A 13851-nucleotide genomic window follows, 5' to 3' on the forward strand; every position below is an offset into this window, starting at 1 on the left:
CTAACCCGCCTTCTCGCGGGCTTCCTTCTCAGCCTGCGCTGCTTTGACGCGACCTTCGTTGATCTCGGCCATGGCCTCGGGGATCTCCCCCGCGGTGAACTTGCCACCGCGGCCGGTGGGCAGACCGCCGAACGAGTAGGTCTCGTCGAACAGGGGCGCATCCGAGGCCTGGCGGCGGCCCTCGACCTTCTCGATGACGGGTTCGAGGCGCTTGGCCTTGTCCGCCACGGCGGCGGCATCACGTTCGATGAACTCGGGCAGGATCTCCTTGCCCATGATCTCGATGGACTCCATGGTGCCTTCGTGGCTGCGCGGGTTCAGCAGCAGGATGATCTCGTCGACGCCGCTGGCCTCATAGCCCCGGAGGAACTCACGCACGGTGTCGGGTGAGCCGATGGCGCCACGGCCCGGACCGTAGGCCAGTGTCGGATCCTCTTTGACCGCTTCCTCGTAGAGCTCCCACACACCGGTGCGGCCGGGAGTGTGCATACCGGTCATGTAGTAGTGCATGATCCCGAACGAGAAGAAGCCGCCGCCGATGCCGAGCCGCTTGAGCGCTTCCTCGTCGGATTTGGCGACCATCATCGACAGGTCACCACCGATGGCCAGCAGGTTCGGATTGATGGCGGGTGTGACGGGCGTGCCCTTTTCTTCGAACTCTTTGTAGTAGCCGTCCACCCGCTCCTTGAGCGCTTCCGGCCCGGTGTAGGCGAAACTCAGTGCGCCGATGGCTTTCTGGGCAGCCATCTGGACCGAGGACGGCCGGGTACACGCCACCCACACCGGCGGGTGCGGCTTCTGCAACGGCTTGGGAATGACGTTGCGGGCCGGCATCTCGATGTGCTCGCCCTTGAATCCGCTGAACGGCGCCTCGACCATCGACCGGATCACCACCTCGAGCGCTTCTTCCCACTGCGCCCGCTTGTCGGCCGGGTCGATGTTGAAGCCGCCGAGCTCGGCCACGGATGAGCCTTCGCCGGTACCGAATTCGACGCGGCCGTTCGACAGGTGATCCAGCGTGGCGACGCGTTCGGCGATCCGCGCCGGGTGGTTGATCGACGGCGGCAGGTGCATGACACCGAAGCCGAGGCGGATGTCCTTGGTGCGCTGGCTGGCGGCGGCCAGGAACATCTCGGGGGCGGTCGAGTGGCAGTACTCCTCGAGGAAGTGGTGCTCGGTGAGCCACACCGTGGAGAACCCGGCCTTGTCGGCGGCTTCGACCTCATCGAGACCGTGCTGGAAGAGCTGGTGCTCGTCGTCGTCGGACCATGGCCGCGGCAGCGGGAACTCGTAGAACAGCGAGATCTTCATGCTTTACCTCCGATGGGATCACTGGCGATGTCTGGTCGGCTGGTGGAGCGCGAGATGTGTTGTGCGGCGATGTAACCGAATGTCATGGCGGGGCCGATGGTGGCACCGGCACCGGCGTAACTACGGCCCATCACGGCGGCCGACGCGTTGCCGATGGCGTACAGCCCCTCGATCACGGTGTCGTCTGGCCGCAGCACGCGGGCGAACTCATCGGTGCGCAATCCGCCCGAGGTGCCCAGATCGCCGAGGATGATCTGGAAGGCGAAGTACGGCGGTGTGGTCAGCGGATGCAGGTTGGGGTTCGGCAGCGTCGGGTCACCGTAGTAGTTGTCGTAGACGCTGTCTCCGCGGTTGAAATCGTCGTCGTGGCCCTTGCGGGCCAGTTCGTTGAACCGTGCTGCGGTGGAACGCAACTGCGCCGGCGGCACCCCGATCTTGACCGCCAGTTCCTCGAAGGTGGCCGCCGACTTGACCACACCGGACTCCAGCCATGCCGCGGGCACCTTGCGACCCGTGGGCACCGGCGCGAACGGCACCTTCGGAATGGGCAGGTGACCGGCCACCACGTAGGAGTGGAAGGACCGCTGATCGGTGATCAGCCAGCACGGGATGTGGCTGATACCGGTGTCCTGGCCGTTGAGCATGGCATGCGCGAAGTCCATGTACGGGGCGGCTTCGTTGACGAACCGTTTCCCGGCGCCGTTCACGACGAACTGCGACGGCATCATCCGTTCGTTGAGCATGAACTGCAGCCGGCCGTCCGGCCAGCAGATCGCCGGGAACCACCACGCTTCGTCGAGCAGATCGAGCGCCCCGCCAACCTTCTCACCGGCGCGGATACCGTCGCCGAGGTTGGCCGGGTTGCCGAAACTCCAGTCCTTATCCAGCACCGGGAGGTGTTCGCGCCGCCACGCCATGTCGTGGTCGAAGCCGCCGCTGGCGATGATGACCCCGCGCCGCGCCTCGATGCGCTGCGGTGCCCCGTCACGTTCGACGACGGCGCCGGTGACGCGGCCGTCGGCGTCGGTGATGAGTTCGGTCATCGGCGAGTCGAGCCACAGCGGAATGCGCTTGTCCTTCATCGCCAACCGCATCCTGGCGGCCAGTGACTGACCGATGGCCGCCATCCGGTCACCGAACACCCGGGCCCGCAGCATCCGCCAGATCAGTTTCACCAGCACGGCCTTACCGCGCCAGTTCTGCCGCACCTGGTAGAACAGCCGAAGGTCTTTCGGTGCGAACCAGATTCCGCGGGGCGCCAGGGCCAGGGGTTGCAGTAGTTCGTTCTCGAGGTCACCGAGCTTGCGCAGGTCGATGGCGGGCACGTTGATGGTGCTGCCCCGCTCGGATCCGCCGGGCAACTCGGGATAGTAGTCGGCGTAACCGGGCTTCCACACGAATTCGAACCAAGGACTGAGCTTTTCGAGGAACTCCATCATCTCCGGGGCCTTCTCGACATAGGCCCGCAGCCGTTCTTCGGTGACCAGTCCACCGGTGATCCTGCGTAGATAACCGACCACCGCATCGGGGTCAGGTGAGTAGCCGCCACGGCGTTGCGCCGGCGCCCCGGGCACCCAGATGCCGCCGCCGGACAGGGCCGTGGATCCGCCGAAGTACGACGCCTTCTCCACCACCAGGGTGTCCAGTCCGGCGGCGTCGGCCGCCAGCGCCGCCGTCATGCCTCCACCGCCGGAGCCGATGATCAGCACATCGACGCTGTACTGGAAGTTCATGCCGCCACCGCCGTCCGGATCGCGAACCCGGCGATCAGTTCAGGTGCGGGGCGGTAGTAGCGCTGCACCGTGCGATAGGGTCCTGCCGCGGACAATGCCGCGAACGCCGTTACCCAGGTGCGGATCTCGTGCGCTGAGTTCCCGGCTTCGGAGGCAATCCAGGTGTTGGTCCAGCTGTCTGTCTCGGCGAGGCGCCCGGTGTCGAGGAGTTCGAGGAAGGCGCGGTCGAAGTCAGGGTTCAAGGGTCGCAAGGGGCTTTCTCCGTTGGCGAAATCATGGGCGGCCGCCATCACCGCCGACTGGCGGGCCTGTCGCGCCTCGGTGCTCATCGGCGCTCCGTGCACGATCCGGTCCAGCGCCGCGGGCGGCGCGGTGGCCAACGTCGGCACCGGCGGATCGTGGGACAGCCCGCCGGACCCCACCACCAGCACCCGCTCGGTGCGCGTCGACAGGAACTGCCCCACGGCCGTACCGAGCGCTCGCGCCCGCGACAACGGGCCCAGCGGGGTGGCCACCGAGTTGAGGAACACCGGGATCACGGGGACCGCCGTGGCGTCGCCGAACAGTGTCTGCAACGGCTGTACCGCGCCGTGATCCACCTCCATGCTCGCCGAGATCGCCACATCAACACCGGCGTCGAGTACCGCCGCAGCGCACGCCGTGGCGATTTCGGCCGGCACGTCGAGTGCACCGAGATGGGATCCGTAGTCCCCGACGCCGGAGGCGGCGGTGCCGATGCAGAACGGCGGCATCAGCTTGTAGAAGAAGCCGTTGTAGTGATCGGGTGCGAAGACGACCACCAGCTCGGGATCGAAATCAGCGACGAATGACCGGGTTTCACCGAGCTGGGCGTCGATGTCGCCCAGCAGTTCAGCTGACGGTCCCGGAAGATTCAGCAGCGGGCTGTGGGACATACAGCACAGAGCGATCGGCATTGTCGGCGTCACCTCCTCCTGGGTGCAGCGCGAGTGCGCCGAAGATCGCCGAACTGCGTTCGGCGGCGAGTTGGGCAACACACGAGGCGGCGATGCACCGGTCCGGCCGCAGGAACAGCACCGAATCGGTGTGCGCATCGAACCAGCCTTTGAGGGCGCCGGTCCGGTCACCGACCACCGTGACATCGGGGTCGTCATTCCCCGGCCAGTGCAGCTGAGACATCGGCCGGGCCACGACGAAGCTGGCGCCCAACGCCTTCCACGCCGCGAACGCGTCGTCTCCGAGGAACTGGCGGGGGTTGTTGCTCCAGCACAGCACCGCGAATCCGTGGCCCAGAACGTCGTCGAGCAGAACGCCGGCCTGGGTGCGGGTGTCCACCCGCGGCTGGATGAACAGGGTGCCGACCATGGACGTCGGCGGCGGCGGCGACTCCGCGTGCACCACCGCGCCCTGCTCATAGCGGGGCATCGGCTTGAACCGCATCTCCAGCACGTACCGCTTGAGTGACGGGACGATGGAGGCGCCGCGAATCAGCTTGTCGCGCAGAGTCGCAACACGCCGGTTGGTCGGTGAGATCACCCGCCCGACCATGGTGGACAGGTCGATCATCGCCCGGGCGTGTTTGCGTCGTTCGGTGTCATAGGTGTCCAGCAGGGCGTCACCGGCGGCGCCGTTGACCACTGCCGCCAGCTTCCATCCGAGGTTGGCCGCGTCGCGGATCCCGCTGTTGTAACCCTGGCCCTGCCACACCGGCATCAGGTGAGCGGCATCGCCGGCGATCAGCAGACGCCGGTCCCGGAAGGCGCTGGCGATCCGGGAGTGATGGGTGTAGACACGGCGCCGGATCACATCCACCTTGTCCGGGTAGGGCACCAGCGGTGCCAACAACTGCGCGACGAAGGCCGGGTCCTCGGCCTGCTCGTCGGTCTCGTGGGCGTGGATCATGAACTCGAACCGGCGGATACCGTGCGCGATGGAGATGGAGACATACGGCCGGTCCGGGTCGGCGCCGACCTCGCTGTTGGGATGCCCCAACGGGTCGTTGGCGAGGTCGACGACCACCCAGCGGGTGGCCGAGGTGGTGCCGTCGAAGGTCACGCCCATGGCGCGCCGGGTGGCGCTGCGCCCGCCGTCGCAGCCCACCACGTAACGCGCCCGCACCGTCGTCCCGTCACCGAGGTCGACACTCACCCCGTCGGCGTCCTGCGTGACCGCCGTCATCTGCCGGCCCCACAGCACCTCGACGTGCTGGAATCGGTCCAGCCCCTTGAGCAGTTCGGCATCGACCAGCGGTTGGACGAAACCGTTGCGCTTGGGCCAGCCGAACCGTGCGTCCGGCGGCGCCATTTCGACCAGCAGACGCCGGTGTGCATCGAAGAAGCGCAGGATCTGGTTGGGCACCGTGTGCGGGAGCACCGCGTCGACCAGCCCGATGGACTGAAACGTCCGCAGCGATTCGTCATCCAGGCCGACGCCGCGCGGGTAGTCGATCAGCGTGGCGCGTTCTTCGGCGATCAGTGTGCGAACACCCTGCTGGCCAAGGGTGTTCGCCAGCGTCAGACCCACCGGCCCCGCGCCGACGATCAGGACATCGGTATCGGTGCTCACGCGCGCCCCAGCAAGAAGTCCAGGTGCAGTCTGTCGAAGGTCTTGGGGTCTTCGTACTGCGGCCAGTGCCCACAGTCCGGCATCACCTCGAACCGTGCGCCCGGAATCATCGACGCGATGCGCTGCCCCTCGCTGACATCGGCGGTGGGGTCGTCACTGGTCCACAACACCAGCGTGGGCGCGGTGATCTTGCCGTAGACCTCGGCACCCAGGATGTTGCGGGCCCGGATCTTGGGATCCTGCAACGCCATGATGTCGCGCATGGCGGCGACGAAGCCGGGCTGCCGGTAGATCCGTTGCCTGCTGGCCACGATATCGTCGTAATCCTTTGTCTTGTCGGCCATCAGCCACTTGATGCGCGCTTGAACGGTCTCCCAGGCCGGGTCCTCGACAGCGGCCATGGACAAGGTGATGATCCGTTGCATCACCACGGGATCGGCTTGCGAGCCGCCTGCGGTGTTGAGTACCAACCGCTCGATCCGGTCGGGGTGATCGGCCGCGGTCCGGGCCGCGACCCAGCCGCCGAGCGACTCCCCCGACAGATACACCGTGTCCGCCGCGATGGCGTCGAAGACGGCGAGCAGATGGTCGACGTAGTGCGCGACTTCCAGCGGGTGTCCCGGTTTGGCGGTGTAGCCGTGGCCGAGCATGTCGATGGACCAGGTGGAGAAGTGCTCGGCGTGCGACTCCAGATTGCGCACGTACGCCTCGGCGTGCCCGCCGGATCCGTGCAGCAACACCAGTGCGGGCAAGGCGGGATCGCCCGCGTGCAGGTAGCGGGTCCGCACCCCGGCGGCATCCAGGTAGCCCTGGGAGAAGGAAACACCCTGCAGATCACTCCAGATGCTTTCGAACTCCGCCACTCTAGGCCCCTCTGCCTGCGAATATGCCATTCTCTTTTCTTGCCAACATTGTGTGCTAAAATCGCACATCAATGTGCACTATCTATAGAGCATCACTCTCAGGATGACGTCTGTCAAGGGAGCTCCCGGTGGGGATGCCGTGGGTCCGGCAGTCTCCGGCCCCGGTATGCCCGGGTCACAGACCCTGGCCCGCGGACTGACCGCATTGCAGGCGGTGGCCGCCGCGCCCGGCGGTCTCACCGTCGCGCAGGTGGCCGATCACATCGGGGTGCACCGCACCATCGCCTACCGACTGCTGTCGACGCTGGCGCAGTTCCGGTTCGTCGCCAAAGCCGAAGACGGCCGCTACCGTTCCGCGTCGGGACTGGCCGTGCTGGGCGCATCTTTCGACAACGGTCTGCGCCAGGCGTGCCTGCCCCACTTGCGGGCGCTGGCAGACGATTTGAGCACCACGGTCTCCCTGCTGGTCGCCGAGGGGGACCAACAGGTGGCCATCGCGGTGATCGTGCCCACCCACGTCGCCTATCAACTGTCATTCCACGAAGGCAGTCGGTATCCCCTCGACCGGGGCGCCGCCGGTATCGCGCTGCTGGCGAGCATGCCTCCGCGCCCCGATGAGCGCGATCTTGTGACACTCACCCGGGAGCAGGGCTGGGTGCTCACCCACGGCGAAGTCGAACCCAATACCTACGGACTCGCGGTTCCGGTGCACCGACTGCCACCGTCGCCGCCCACCTGCATCAACCTGATCTCACACCGCGAGGACGTGGTGAAGCGCGGCAAGGATGCGGTGGTGCGCGCCGCCGCTCGACTGTCCGACATCCTGGCGTGAAAGGACGTTCCAGTGCCCACAGAATGGAATGACGAGACCGACGTGGTGGTGCTCGGGACCGGGGCCGCCGGTTTGACCGCCGCCCTGAGTGCGGCCGCCACCGGAGCCGACATCCGGCTCTACGAGAAGGCGCCCACCGTCGGTGGCACCACCGCCGTCTCAGGTGGTATCGCCTGGATCCCGGCGCACCATCGCGCCCCCGATCAGGACCTGACCGTCGAGGCCGCGCTGGACTACCTGCGCGCGCAGAGCTTCGGCGCCATGGACGAGACCCTGGTCGAGACATTCGTGCGCACCGGCCAGGCGATGATCGACTTCGTCGAGGCCCACAGCGAGGTACGGCTCGAGATCGCCACCGGATTCCCGGATTACAAGCCGGAACTCCCCGGTGGGCGCCCCGGCGGCGGCCGCTCGCTGGGACCCAAGCCGTATGACCTGGCCCGACTGGGCCAATGGCGTGACCGGATCACCTCGTTCCCCGCCGATTTCAGCAATGTCGGCCTGGATGCGGAGACGCGGGCGCGGCTGCATGCGGACTTGGGGAGCACAGGGGACCCGGACAACACTGTCGTGGCCGGCGCCGCCTTGATCGCCGGACTACTCAAAGGCCTGTTGGATCGCGGCATTTCGCCGAAGACCGGGACTCAGGCCGCGGCGCTGCTGGCCGACGACGGCACCATCACCGGTGTCCGGCTCGGCGACGGCAGCACCGTACGAGCCCGGCGCGGCGTCATCCTGGCCAACGGTGGTTTCGAGTGGGATCCGCGCCTGGTCGACGCATTCCTGCGCGGTCCCATGCACGGGCCGGTGTCACCGCCGTACAACACCGGGGACGCACTGCGGATGGCGATGGCGCACGGTGCTGACCTGGCGAACATGGGTGAGGCATGGTGGGTTCCGGTGGTGTCGATTCCCGGGGACACCCATCTCGGTAAACAACGCAGCCGCAGCGTCCGGCTGGAACGCACCCGACCACGCAGCATCATCGTCAACCGTGCCGGCAAGAGATTCGTCAACGAGGCGTGTGACTACAACTCGATGGCCGGCGCGTTCCACTACCTCGATCCCCGCGGCGGTTACGTCAACGACCCGGCCTGGATCGTCTTCGACGACCTCCACCTGAAGAAGTACGGGTTCCTGGGCGTCGACCCGGGCGACGAGGTTCCCGACTGGTTCTGCAAGTCCGCCGATCTCGAGGAGCTGGGCGACAAGACCGGTATCGACGCAGCCGGGCTGGCGGTGACGCTGGCCGCGTGGAACCAGCACGTCGCCGACGGCGTGGATCCCGACTTCGGCCGCGGGGCAAGCGCTTACGACGGATATTGGGGTGATGACCAGGCGACGACGACCGCGGGCAAGACCCTTGGTCCGCTGGACACCGCACCCTACTACGCGGTGCCGGTCACCGTGGGCGCCATGGGCACCAAAGGCGGCCCGCGCACGGACCGCGATGGCCGGGTGCTGCATGTGTCGGGCGCGCCGATCCCCGGCCTGTACGCCGCGGGCAATGCCATGGCCGGGGTGACCGGGCGCGCCTACGGCGGCGCAGGCGGGACCATCGGGCCGGCGATGGTGTTCGGCTTTCGCGCCGGGCACCACGCCGGCAGCGGAACCTCGGTGTCCTAACGCCGGACGTGGACGAAGAACCGCGCGGCCCGGGCGATGGAGTCCTGCACCGGCTCGGGTGTCCAGCCCAGCTCGCGCTCGGCCTTGCCGTGGTCCAGGCGCGACATCTGATCGGCCATCCGCACCCCGGCCGTGGCGAACGGCAGATCACGGCGTAACAGGACCGACGCCAGATCGTTGACCCGCGCGCCGGCGTACAGCACCGGCAGCGGAATGTCGATCCTCGGTGGCCGTACTCCCACTGCGCGAGCGGCGATCTGGTGGATCTCGCGGGTGCTCAGATAGCTGTCGGAGATGATGTAACGCTGGCCGGGGCGGCCGTGCTCGGCGGCCAGCAGCATGGCCCGGGCGGCGTCCTCGATACCGACGACCTCCATCGAGAAACCCATGTTGAACGGCATGGTCCCCGCGGCGACCCGCATCAGTGCGCCGCCATGCGGGGTGGGCGCCCAGTCCCCGGGTCCGTACGTCGTCGAGACGCACATCGCCACCGCCGGCAGATCGTGCTCGCGCACGTAACGCATCACCAGCTCTTCGGCGGCCACCCGCGCATCGATGTAGGGGCCACCGCCGGTCCAGTTGTGGGCATCGGTCTCGGTGACCGGCCGCAGCTCGTTGACCGCCAATGTTCCGGTGGTGCTGGTGAACACGAACTTCGGCACACCGACGTCCACGGCGGCGTCCAGCACGTGGCGCAAGCCCTCGACGTTGGTGCGGAACAACGGCGCCGGATCGCGTAACCACATGCGGGCGTCGACCACGCAGTAGTAGACGACATCGCATCCCGTCATCGCCGCGCGCAGGGCGGTGTCATCGAAGATGTCCCCAAGGCAGCGTTGCACGTCGAGGTCGTCGACTCCGCGCGTCACGCTGGTCCGGCGCACCATGATCCGCACGTCGCGACCGGCCCGCACCAGTTGCCGCGTGACGTGGGAACCGAGGAACCCACTGGCACCGATCACCAGAGACGTCACACCGTGCCGGCCTTCTCGCGAATCGCGCTGCGCACCTTGAACTTCTGGACCTTGCCGCTGGCGGTGCGGGGGAACTCATCCACCGCGCGCAGCTCCTCGGGCCACTTCTGCCTGGCCATCCCGAGGGTGCTGAAGTGGGCGCGCACGTCGTCCAGGCACGGCAGCTCACAACCGGGCTGCATCCGCAACACCGCGGCGGCATGCTCGCCCAGGCGGGCGTCGGGCGCTGCCACCACCACCGCCTCGGCCACCCCCGGCATGGCCAACAGCGCTTCTTCCACCTCGACCGCACTGATGTTCTCACCGCCGCGGATGATCACATCGGACTTGCGGTCGGTGATCGTCAGGTAGCCGTCCTCGTCCAGCACGCCCACATCCCCGGTGTGATACCAGCCGTCGGCGTCGAACGCGCCGGCAGTCAGCGCCGCATCGGTGTAGCCCAGGCACAGATCGGGTCCGCGGGAGAGGATCTCGCCATCGTCGGCCAGTTTCACCTCGACGCCGCTCAGAGGTGCGCCGTCGGTGTAGAGCCGCTTGTCCTCGGGAGCATCGAACCGCGAGCCCGTGATCGACGGATGCTCGGTGCTGCCGTAGGAGCGGTAGACGTTGATGCCGAGGTCGGCCAGGCGCCGGGTGACGGCCACCGGGACGGTGGAGCCGCCCAGGCCCACCGACCGAACCCCGTCGAGATGCTCGCGGGTGAAATCGGGGTGGTCGAGCAAGCTGGTCACGAAATACGGCGGCCCTCCACCGACCGCCAGGCCGTCGCTTTTCATCAGCGCCAGCGCCAGGGCCGGGTCCCATACGTCGGCCAGGTTGATCGCCTTGCCACCGATGACGGGAATCAGGAATGCACCCACCATTCCGATGAAATGACCGACCGGGGTGGCGGTGAGCTGCTTGCCCCGGTCGTGGCTGCTCTGCGCCACCAGCTGATGCGTCTCGTGCACCAGGCTCCGGTGACTGTGCACCACTCCTTTTGGCGCGCTGGTGGTTCCGGAGGTGTAGGCGATCAGTGCCGGGCGGCCGGGATGCACCGGCACGACACCGGCCATCGGTTCGTCGGCCAGCAGCTCCTCGAAATCGCGCCCCACCACACCGACCACAGGCACTCCGGCAACAACATCGCGATCGAATGTCATGCGCCCGAAGCTTTCCGCGGTGACGAAAACGCGGGGGCGGCAGTCACCGACGATGTGGGTCAGTTCTTTGCGGCCGTAGAAGTGCACGATCGGCACCACCACCGCACCCAGCAGCGCTGACGCCCAGAACGTCGCGGCGGCCTCCACCCAGTTGGGCAGCTGCATGGCCACCACGTCCCCCGCGCCGACGCCACGGGACCGCAGGCCGGCCGCGAGCCGGCGCGCCATCAGTTCCACATCGGCGAACGTCCCGTCATAGGGACGCACCGCCGAATGCACGCGGAACTCGGCACCGGGTGTTGCCGCCAGACCACGCGCCAGGAGATCGCCCAACGTGTCCGACGTCCACCAGCCCTCCCGCTCGTAGCGTTCGACGAGGTCGTCGGGGATGTTGCGCATCGGTCTCCTGGCACCTCCGTCAGCGGCCGGGCACGGGCACCCGTACTGCCAGTGTGACCGTTCCGAACCGTGAACGGAAGTGGCGTTCTAAGATATGGAAATGATGTTTCCGCGTGGCGGGGTCGTCGCCGCCTCGAGTGCTGCGCTGCTGACGGTGTGCGGCCTGACCGTGGCACCGGCCACCGCCGAACCACCACTGCATCACGTCCGTTACACCGTGACGGCCAACGAACCGTTCTTCGCCGATATCTACTACCGGGATCGCGAACCCGCGGTGTTCGCCGACTACAGCCACGACCCGTACGTGTACAGCCCCAGGGCGCGGGTGGACATCGGCCCGAACCAACCCTGGGTCCACGATGCCATGCTGGCCGACCCGAGCATGTGGGCGATGGTGGTGGTGCAGAGCGGCGAGACGTTCGGTTTCCCCACACCAGGTTTCAACTGCACCCTCGAGGTCGACGGTGTGGTGGTCAAGACCGACAGCGGCCCCAAAGGCGCGCTGTGCTCGATTCGCAACTGGTAGGGCCTCAGGCGTCGCCGCGGCGCCACAGGCTGGCGCCGTTGAGTGGCACGCAGCTCAGGAACATGCCGTCGGGCGCCTGGGCGACATCGTTGAGATAGCCGTCGCACGGGCTGTTCTCGTCTTTGATGCCGTGCATCGGCGGGGAGCGGAACCACCGCGGTTCGTACCGGCGTGGCGACCCGCAGAACACCAACCGGCCCCATGAGGTGGTGCCGTACACGAAGTACGTCGTGTTGGCGCAGTACGAACCGAGCACCACGTTCGGAGTGATCCCAGGGGTGCAGAACGCGTCATTGCAGGTTTGCGGCGCGGCGGCCGCCACCGGCCCCGGCAGCATCCCGGTCATCATTCCGGCCACCATCAGGGGGGCAGCAGCCATCGAAGTCATACGCTGGGACACACGCACCGCTCTACCTTCGCACACCGGGAAACGAAACTCTCCGTTTCCGAGAAGATTACTGCACCCTCCGCCGCAGGACGCACCCTGTACGCTGCATGAGAAGCGGAAACGCCCTTCTCCCCAATCGGAGGTGGCGGCGGTTTCCGGGAGAATGCAGCCACCCGAGGAGGTCGCCATGACGACGGACTCCCCCGACGACCGCGATGCGCTCACCCTGGCCGAGGAAGCCGAGGCGGAGGCGGAGGCCGCGCTGGCCGAAGCGCGGGCCAAAGCGGCCCGAGCGCGCGCCGACCACCTGCGCCGCCAGGTGCACGCGCAAACCGAGTCCACGCCCGCCCCCGAAGCCGAACCGGCGCACATCGACGAGGCAACCCCCACCGGCCGGCGGTCCGCGCGCCGGCTCGTCGCCGTCGGCGCGGCCGTCGTCGTGTTGTTCGCCCTCCTGGGGCTCAGCGGCTTCATGGCCTGGAAAGGGCATGGCGCAGAACAGCTTCGACAGAGTGAAGCCGAAGCGGCCGCCGTCGCACGCCAGGGCGTGGTCAACATCATGTCTCTGGACTTCACCAATGCCCAGGGCGATGTGCAGCGGGTACTCGACAGCGCCACCGGCAAGTTCAGGGACGACTTCCAGTCCGAGTCCGAGTTCCTGATCAAAGCCCTGGAGGAGTCCAAGGTCGTCACCGAGGTCACCGTCAACGGGGTGGCCGTCGAGTCGGTCAGCGATGACGCCGCCGTGGTGCTGGTGGCGGCGCAGTCGAAGGCCAGCAACGCCACCGACCCCCGCCAGGATCCGCAGCAGTTCCGGGTGGCGGTCACGTTGGCCAGAGACAGTGGTGCGCTCAAGATGTCCCAGGTGGACTTCCTGTAGTTCGCCGATGCACCGTGGCGCGTGCCGGTGAAATGCTATTCTCCCGATTCGAGAACGTTGATTTCGCTGGTAGAGGAGCATGCCCATGTCAGCCACGACGCGGACGACGGCGATCGCGGCGGCCACAGTCATGGCGGGGGTGCTGAGTATCGGCGCGGCCGCCCCGGCCGGCGCGAAAGAGTGGGGTATCAACGGGACCTTCGCCACCTCGTCCAACGGCGACTGGGCCAAGGTCAACGAGCGTTATCAGGACGAGCCCGTGGTGCGGAGCACCTGGACCATCACCACCGTCTGCACCACACCCGTGGACTGCGCGGGCACCGTCAACAGTGACGCCGGCTGGAGCGCTCCCATCTACACCACCAACGGCGTCTGGTACATCAAACGTGTTGTGCCGAACTGGAAGTTCTGCGCCGACGGCGCCCCGGTCGAGGGCCTGCAGGTATACCGGATCTACCCCGTGGGCGAGACGGGTCTGGTGGACCCGAATTCCGACGAGTACACCGGCGAGGACCAGACCACCGGGCCCAGCGGCTCCTGCGGCCGCAACCAGTGGCCGGCGGTCCGCATGCCCTTCTACATGAAGAAGATCTAGCGATTTCGGCGCGCTGGTAACCGCGGAGCGGTTACCAG

Annotated in this window: 13 protein-coding genes; 5 read left to right on the top strand and 8 right to left on the bottom strand. The window is 67.3% G+C overall.

Annotated features, from left to right (window positions below):
* The 5 genes from NL241_RS25350 to NL241_RS25370 are packed head-to-tail and all read right to left on the bottom strand — an operon-like array spanning nucleotide 1 to nucleotide 6451.
* Entirely contained in the window at nucleotides 1-1311 is a 1311-nt protein-coding gene (locus NL241_RS25350) for an LLM class flavin-dependent oxidoreductase (protein WP_487693329.1), read from the bottom strand.
* Nucleotides 1308-3044 (bottom strand): FAD-binding protein, encoded by a 1737-nt coding sequence (locus NL241_RS25355; RefSeq protein ID WP_494395373.1) that lies wholly within the window; start codon nucleotides 3042-3044, stop codon nucleotides 1308-1310. The genes NL241_RS25350 and NL241_RS25355 overlap by 4 nt, the downstream gene beginning before the upstream one ends.
* Nucleotides 3041-3958, bottom strand: coding sequence for a 3-carboxyethylcatechol 2,3-dioxygenase (locus NL241_RS25360; RefSeq protein ID WP_494395374.1), 918 nt, complete (start codon nucleotides 3956-3958; stop codon nucleotides 3041-3043). Before NL241_RS25360 ends, NL241_RS25355 begins: the two co-directional genes overlap by 4 nt.
* The gene (locus NL241_RS25365) at nucleotides 3915-5588 is read right to left on the bottom strand and encodes a bifunctional 3-(3-hydroxy-phenyl)propionate/3-hydroxycinnamic acid hydroxylase (RefSeq protein ID WP_487693325.1); all 1674 of its coding nucleotides are present in this window, start codon (nucleotides 5586-5588) and stop codon (nucleotides 3915-3917) included. Before NL241_RS25365 ends, NL241_RS25360 begins: the two co-directional genes overlap by 44 nt.
* On the bottom strand, nucleotides 5585-6451 hold the full coding sequence (locus NL241_RS25370; RefSeq protein WP_494395375.1) for an alpha/beta fold hydrolase: 867 nt from the start codon (nucleotides 6449-6451) through the stop codon (nucleotides 5585-5587). The genes NL241_RS25365 and NL241_RS25370 overlap by 4 nt, the downstream gene beginning before the upstream one ends.
* A 103-nt stretch (nucleotides 6452-6554) precedes the next feature.
* Between NL241_RS25370 and NL241_RS25375 the strand changes: the two genes are divergently transcribed.
* Nucleotides 6555-7283 carry an IclR family transcriptional regulator gene (locus NL241_RS25375; RefSeq protein ID WP_487693323.1) on the top strand — a complete coding sequence of 243 codons (729 nt, stop codon included), beginning with the start codon at nucleotides 6555-6557 and terminating at the stop codon, nucleotides 7281-7283.
* Between the two features lie 12 nt (nucleotides 7284-7295).
* Nucleotides 7296-8909 carry an FAD-dependent oxidoreductase gene (locus NL241_RS25380; protein ID WP_494395376.1) on the top strand — a complete coding sequence of 538 codons (1614 nt, stop codon included), beginning with the start codon at nucleotides 7296-7298 and terminating at the stop codon, nucleotides 8907-8909.
* Here NL241_RS25380 and NL241_RS25385 read toward each other — a convergent pair.
* Together NL241_RS25385 and NL241_RS25390 are read right to left on the bottom strand one after the other, a co-directional pair.
* Nucleotides 8906-9883 (bottom strand): NAD-dependent epimerase/dehydratase family protein, encoded by a 978-nt coding sequence (locus NL241_RS25385; protein WP_487693321.1) that lies wholly within the window; start codon nucleotides 9881-9883, stop codon nucleotides 8906-8908. The two genes, NL241_RS25380 and NL241_RS25385, sit on opposite strands and share 4 nt — an antisense overlap.
* The gene (locus tag NL241_RS25390) at nucleotides 9880-11424 is read right to left on the bottom strand and encodes an AMP-binding protein (RefSeq protein WP_494395377.1); all 1545 of its coding nucleotides are present in this window, start codon (nucleotides 11422-11424) and stop codon (nucleotides 9880-9882) included. The genes NL241_RS25385 and NL241_RS25390 overlap by 4 nt, the downstream gene beginning before the upstream one ends.
* A 100-nt stretch (nucleotides 11425-11524) precedes the next feature.
* Here NL241_RS25390 and NL241_RS25395 point away from each other — a divergent pair, with 100 nt between their 5' ends.
* A complete protein-coding gene (locus NL241_RS25395; RefSeq protein ID WP_487693319.1) occupies nucleotides 11525-11950 on the top strand; it encodes an Rv2576c family protein in 426 nt (141 codons plus the stop codon).
* Between the two features lie 4 nt (nucleotides 11951-11954).
* Here NL241_RS25395 and NL241_RS25400 read toward each other — a convergent pair whose 3' ends face one another.
* Complete coding sequence (locus NL241_RS25400) at nucleotides 11955-12338, bottom strand: hypothetical protein (RefSeq protein ID WP_487693496.1); 384 nt, start codon at nucleotides 12336-12338, stop codon at nucleotides 11955-11957.
* A gap of 187 nt (nucleotides 12339-12525) precedes the next feature.
* Here NL241_RS25400 and NL241_RS25405 point away from each other — a divergent pair, with 187 nt between their 5' ends.
* Both NL241_RS25405 and NL241_RS25410 read left to right on the top strand, forming a co-directional pair.
* Nucleotides 12526-13218 carry an Rv1363c family protein gene (locus NL241_RS25405; protein WP_494395378.1) on the top strand — a complete coding sequence of 231 codons (693 nt, stop codon included), beginning with the start codon at nucleotides 12526-12528 and terminating at the stop codon, nucleotides 13216-13218.
* A gap of 85 nt (nucleotides 13219-13303) precedes the next feature.
* Complete coding sequence (locus NL241_RS25410; protein ID WP_487693316.1) at nucleotides 13304-13813, top strand: Rv2253/PknI dimerization domain-containing protein; 510 nt, start codon at nucleotides 13304-13306, stop codon at nucleotides 13811-13813.
* The last annotated feature ends 38 nt before the right edge of the window (nucleotides 13814-13851 follow it).

It is taken from the genome of Mycolicibacterium sp. SMGY-1XX, assembly GCF_059132455.1.

Coding starts and splice junctions, on each gene's coding strand:
- NL241_RS25405 (WP_494395378.1), top strand. CDS start 12,526: ATGACGACGGACTCCCCCGACGACCGCGATGCGCTCACCCTGGCCGAG.
- NL241_RS25395 (WP_487693319.1), top strand. CDS start 11,525: ATGATGTTTCCGCGTGGCGGGGTCGTCGCCGCCTCGAGTGCTGCGCTG.
- NL241_RS25350 (WP_487693329.1), bottom strand. CDS start 1,311: ATGAAGATCTCGCTGTTCTACGAGTTCCCGCTGCCGCGGCCATGGTCC.
- NL241_RS25375 (WP_487693323.1), top strand. CDS start 6,555: ATGACGTCTGTCAAGGGAGCTCCCGGTGGGGATGCCGTGGGTCCGGCA.
- NL241_RS25410 (WP_487693316.1), top strand. CDS start 13,304: ATGTCAGCCACGACGCGGACGACGGCGATCGCGGCGGCCACAGTCATG.
- NL241_RS25390 (WP_494395377.1), bottom strand. CDS start 11,424: ATGCGCAACATCCCCGACGACCTCGTCGAACGCTACGAGCGGGAGGGC.
- NL241_RS25400 (WP_487693496.1), bottom strand. CDS start 12,338: ATGACTTCGATGGCTGCTGCCCCCCTGATGGTGGCCGGAATGATGACC.
- NL241_RS25355 (WP_494395373.1), bottom strand. CDS start 3,044: ATGAACTTCCAGTACAGCGTCGATGTGCTGATCATCGGCTCCGGCGGT.
- NL241_RS25360 (WP_494395374.1), bottom strand. CDS start 3,958: ATGTCCCACAGCCCGCTGCTGAATCTTCCGGGACCGTCAGCTGAACTG.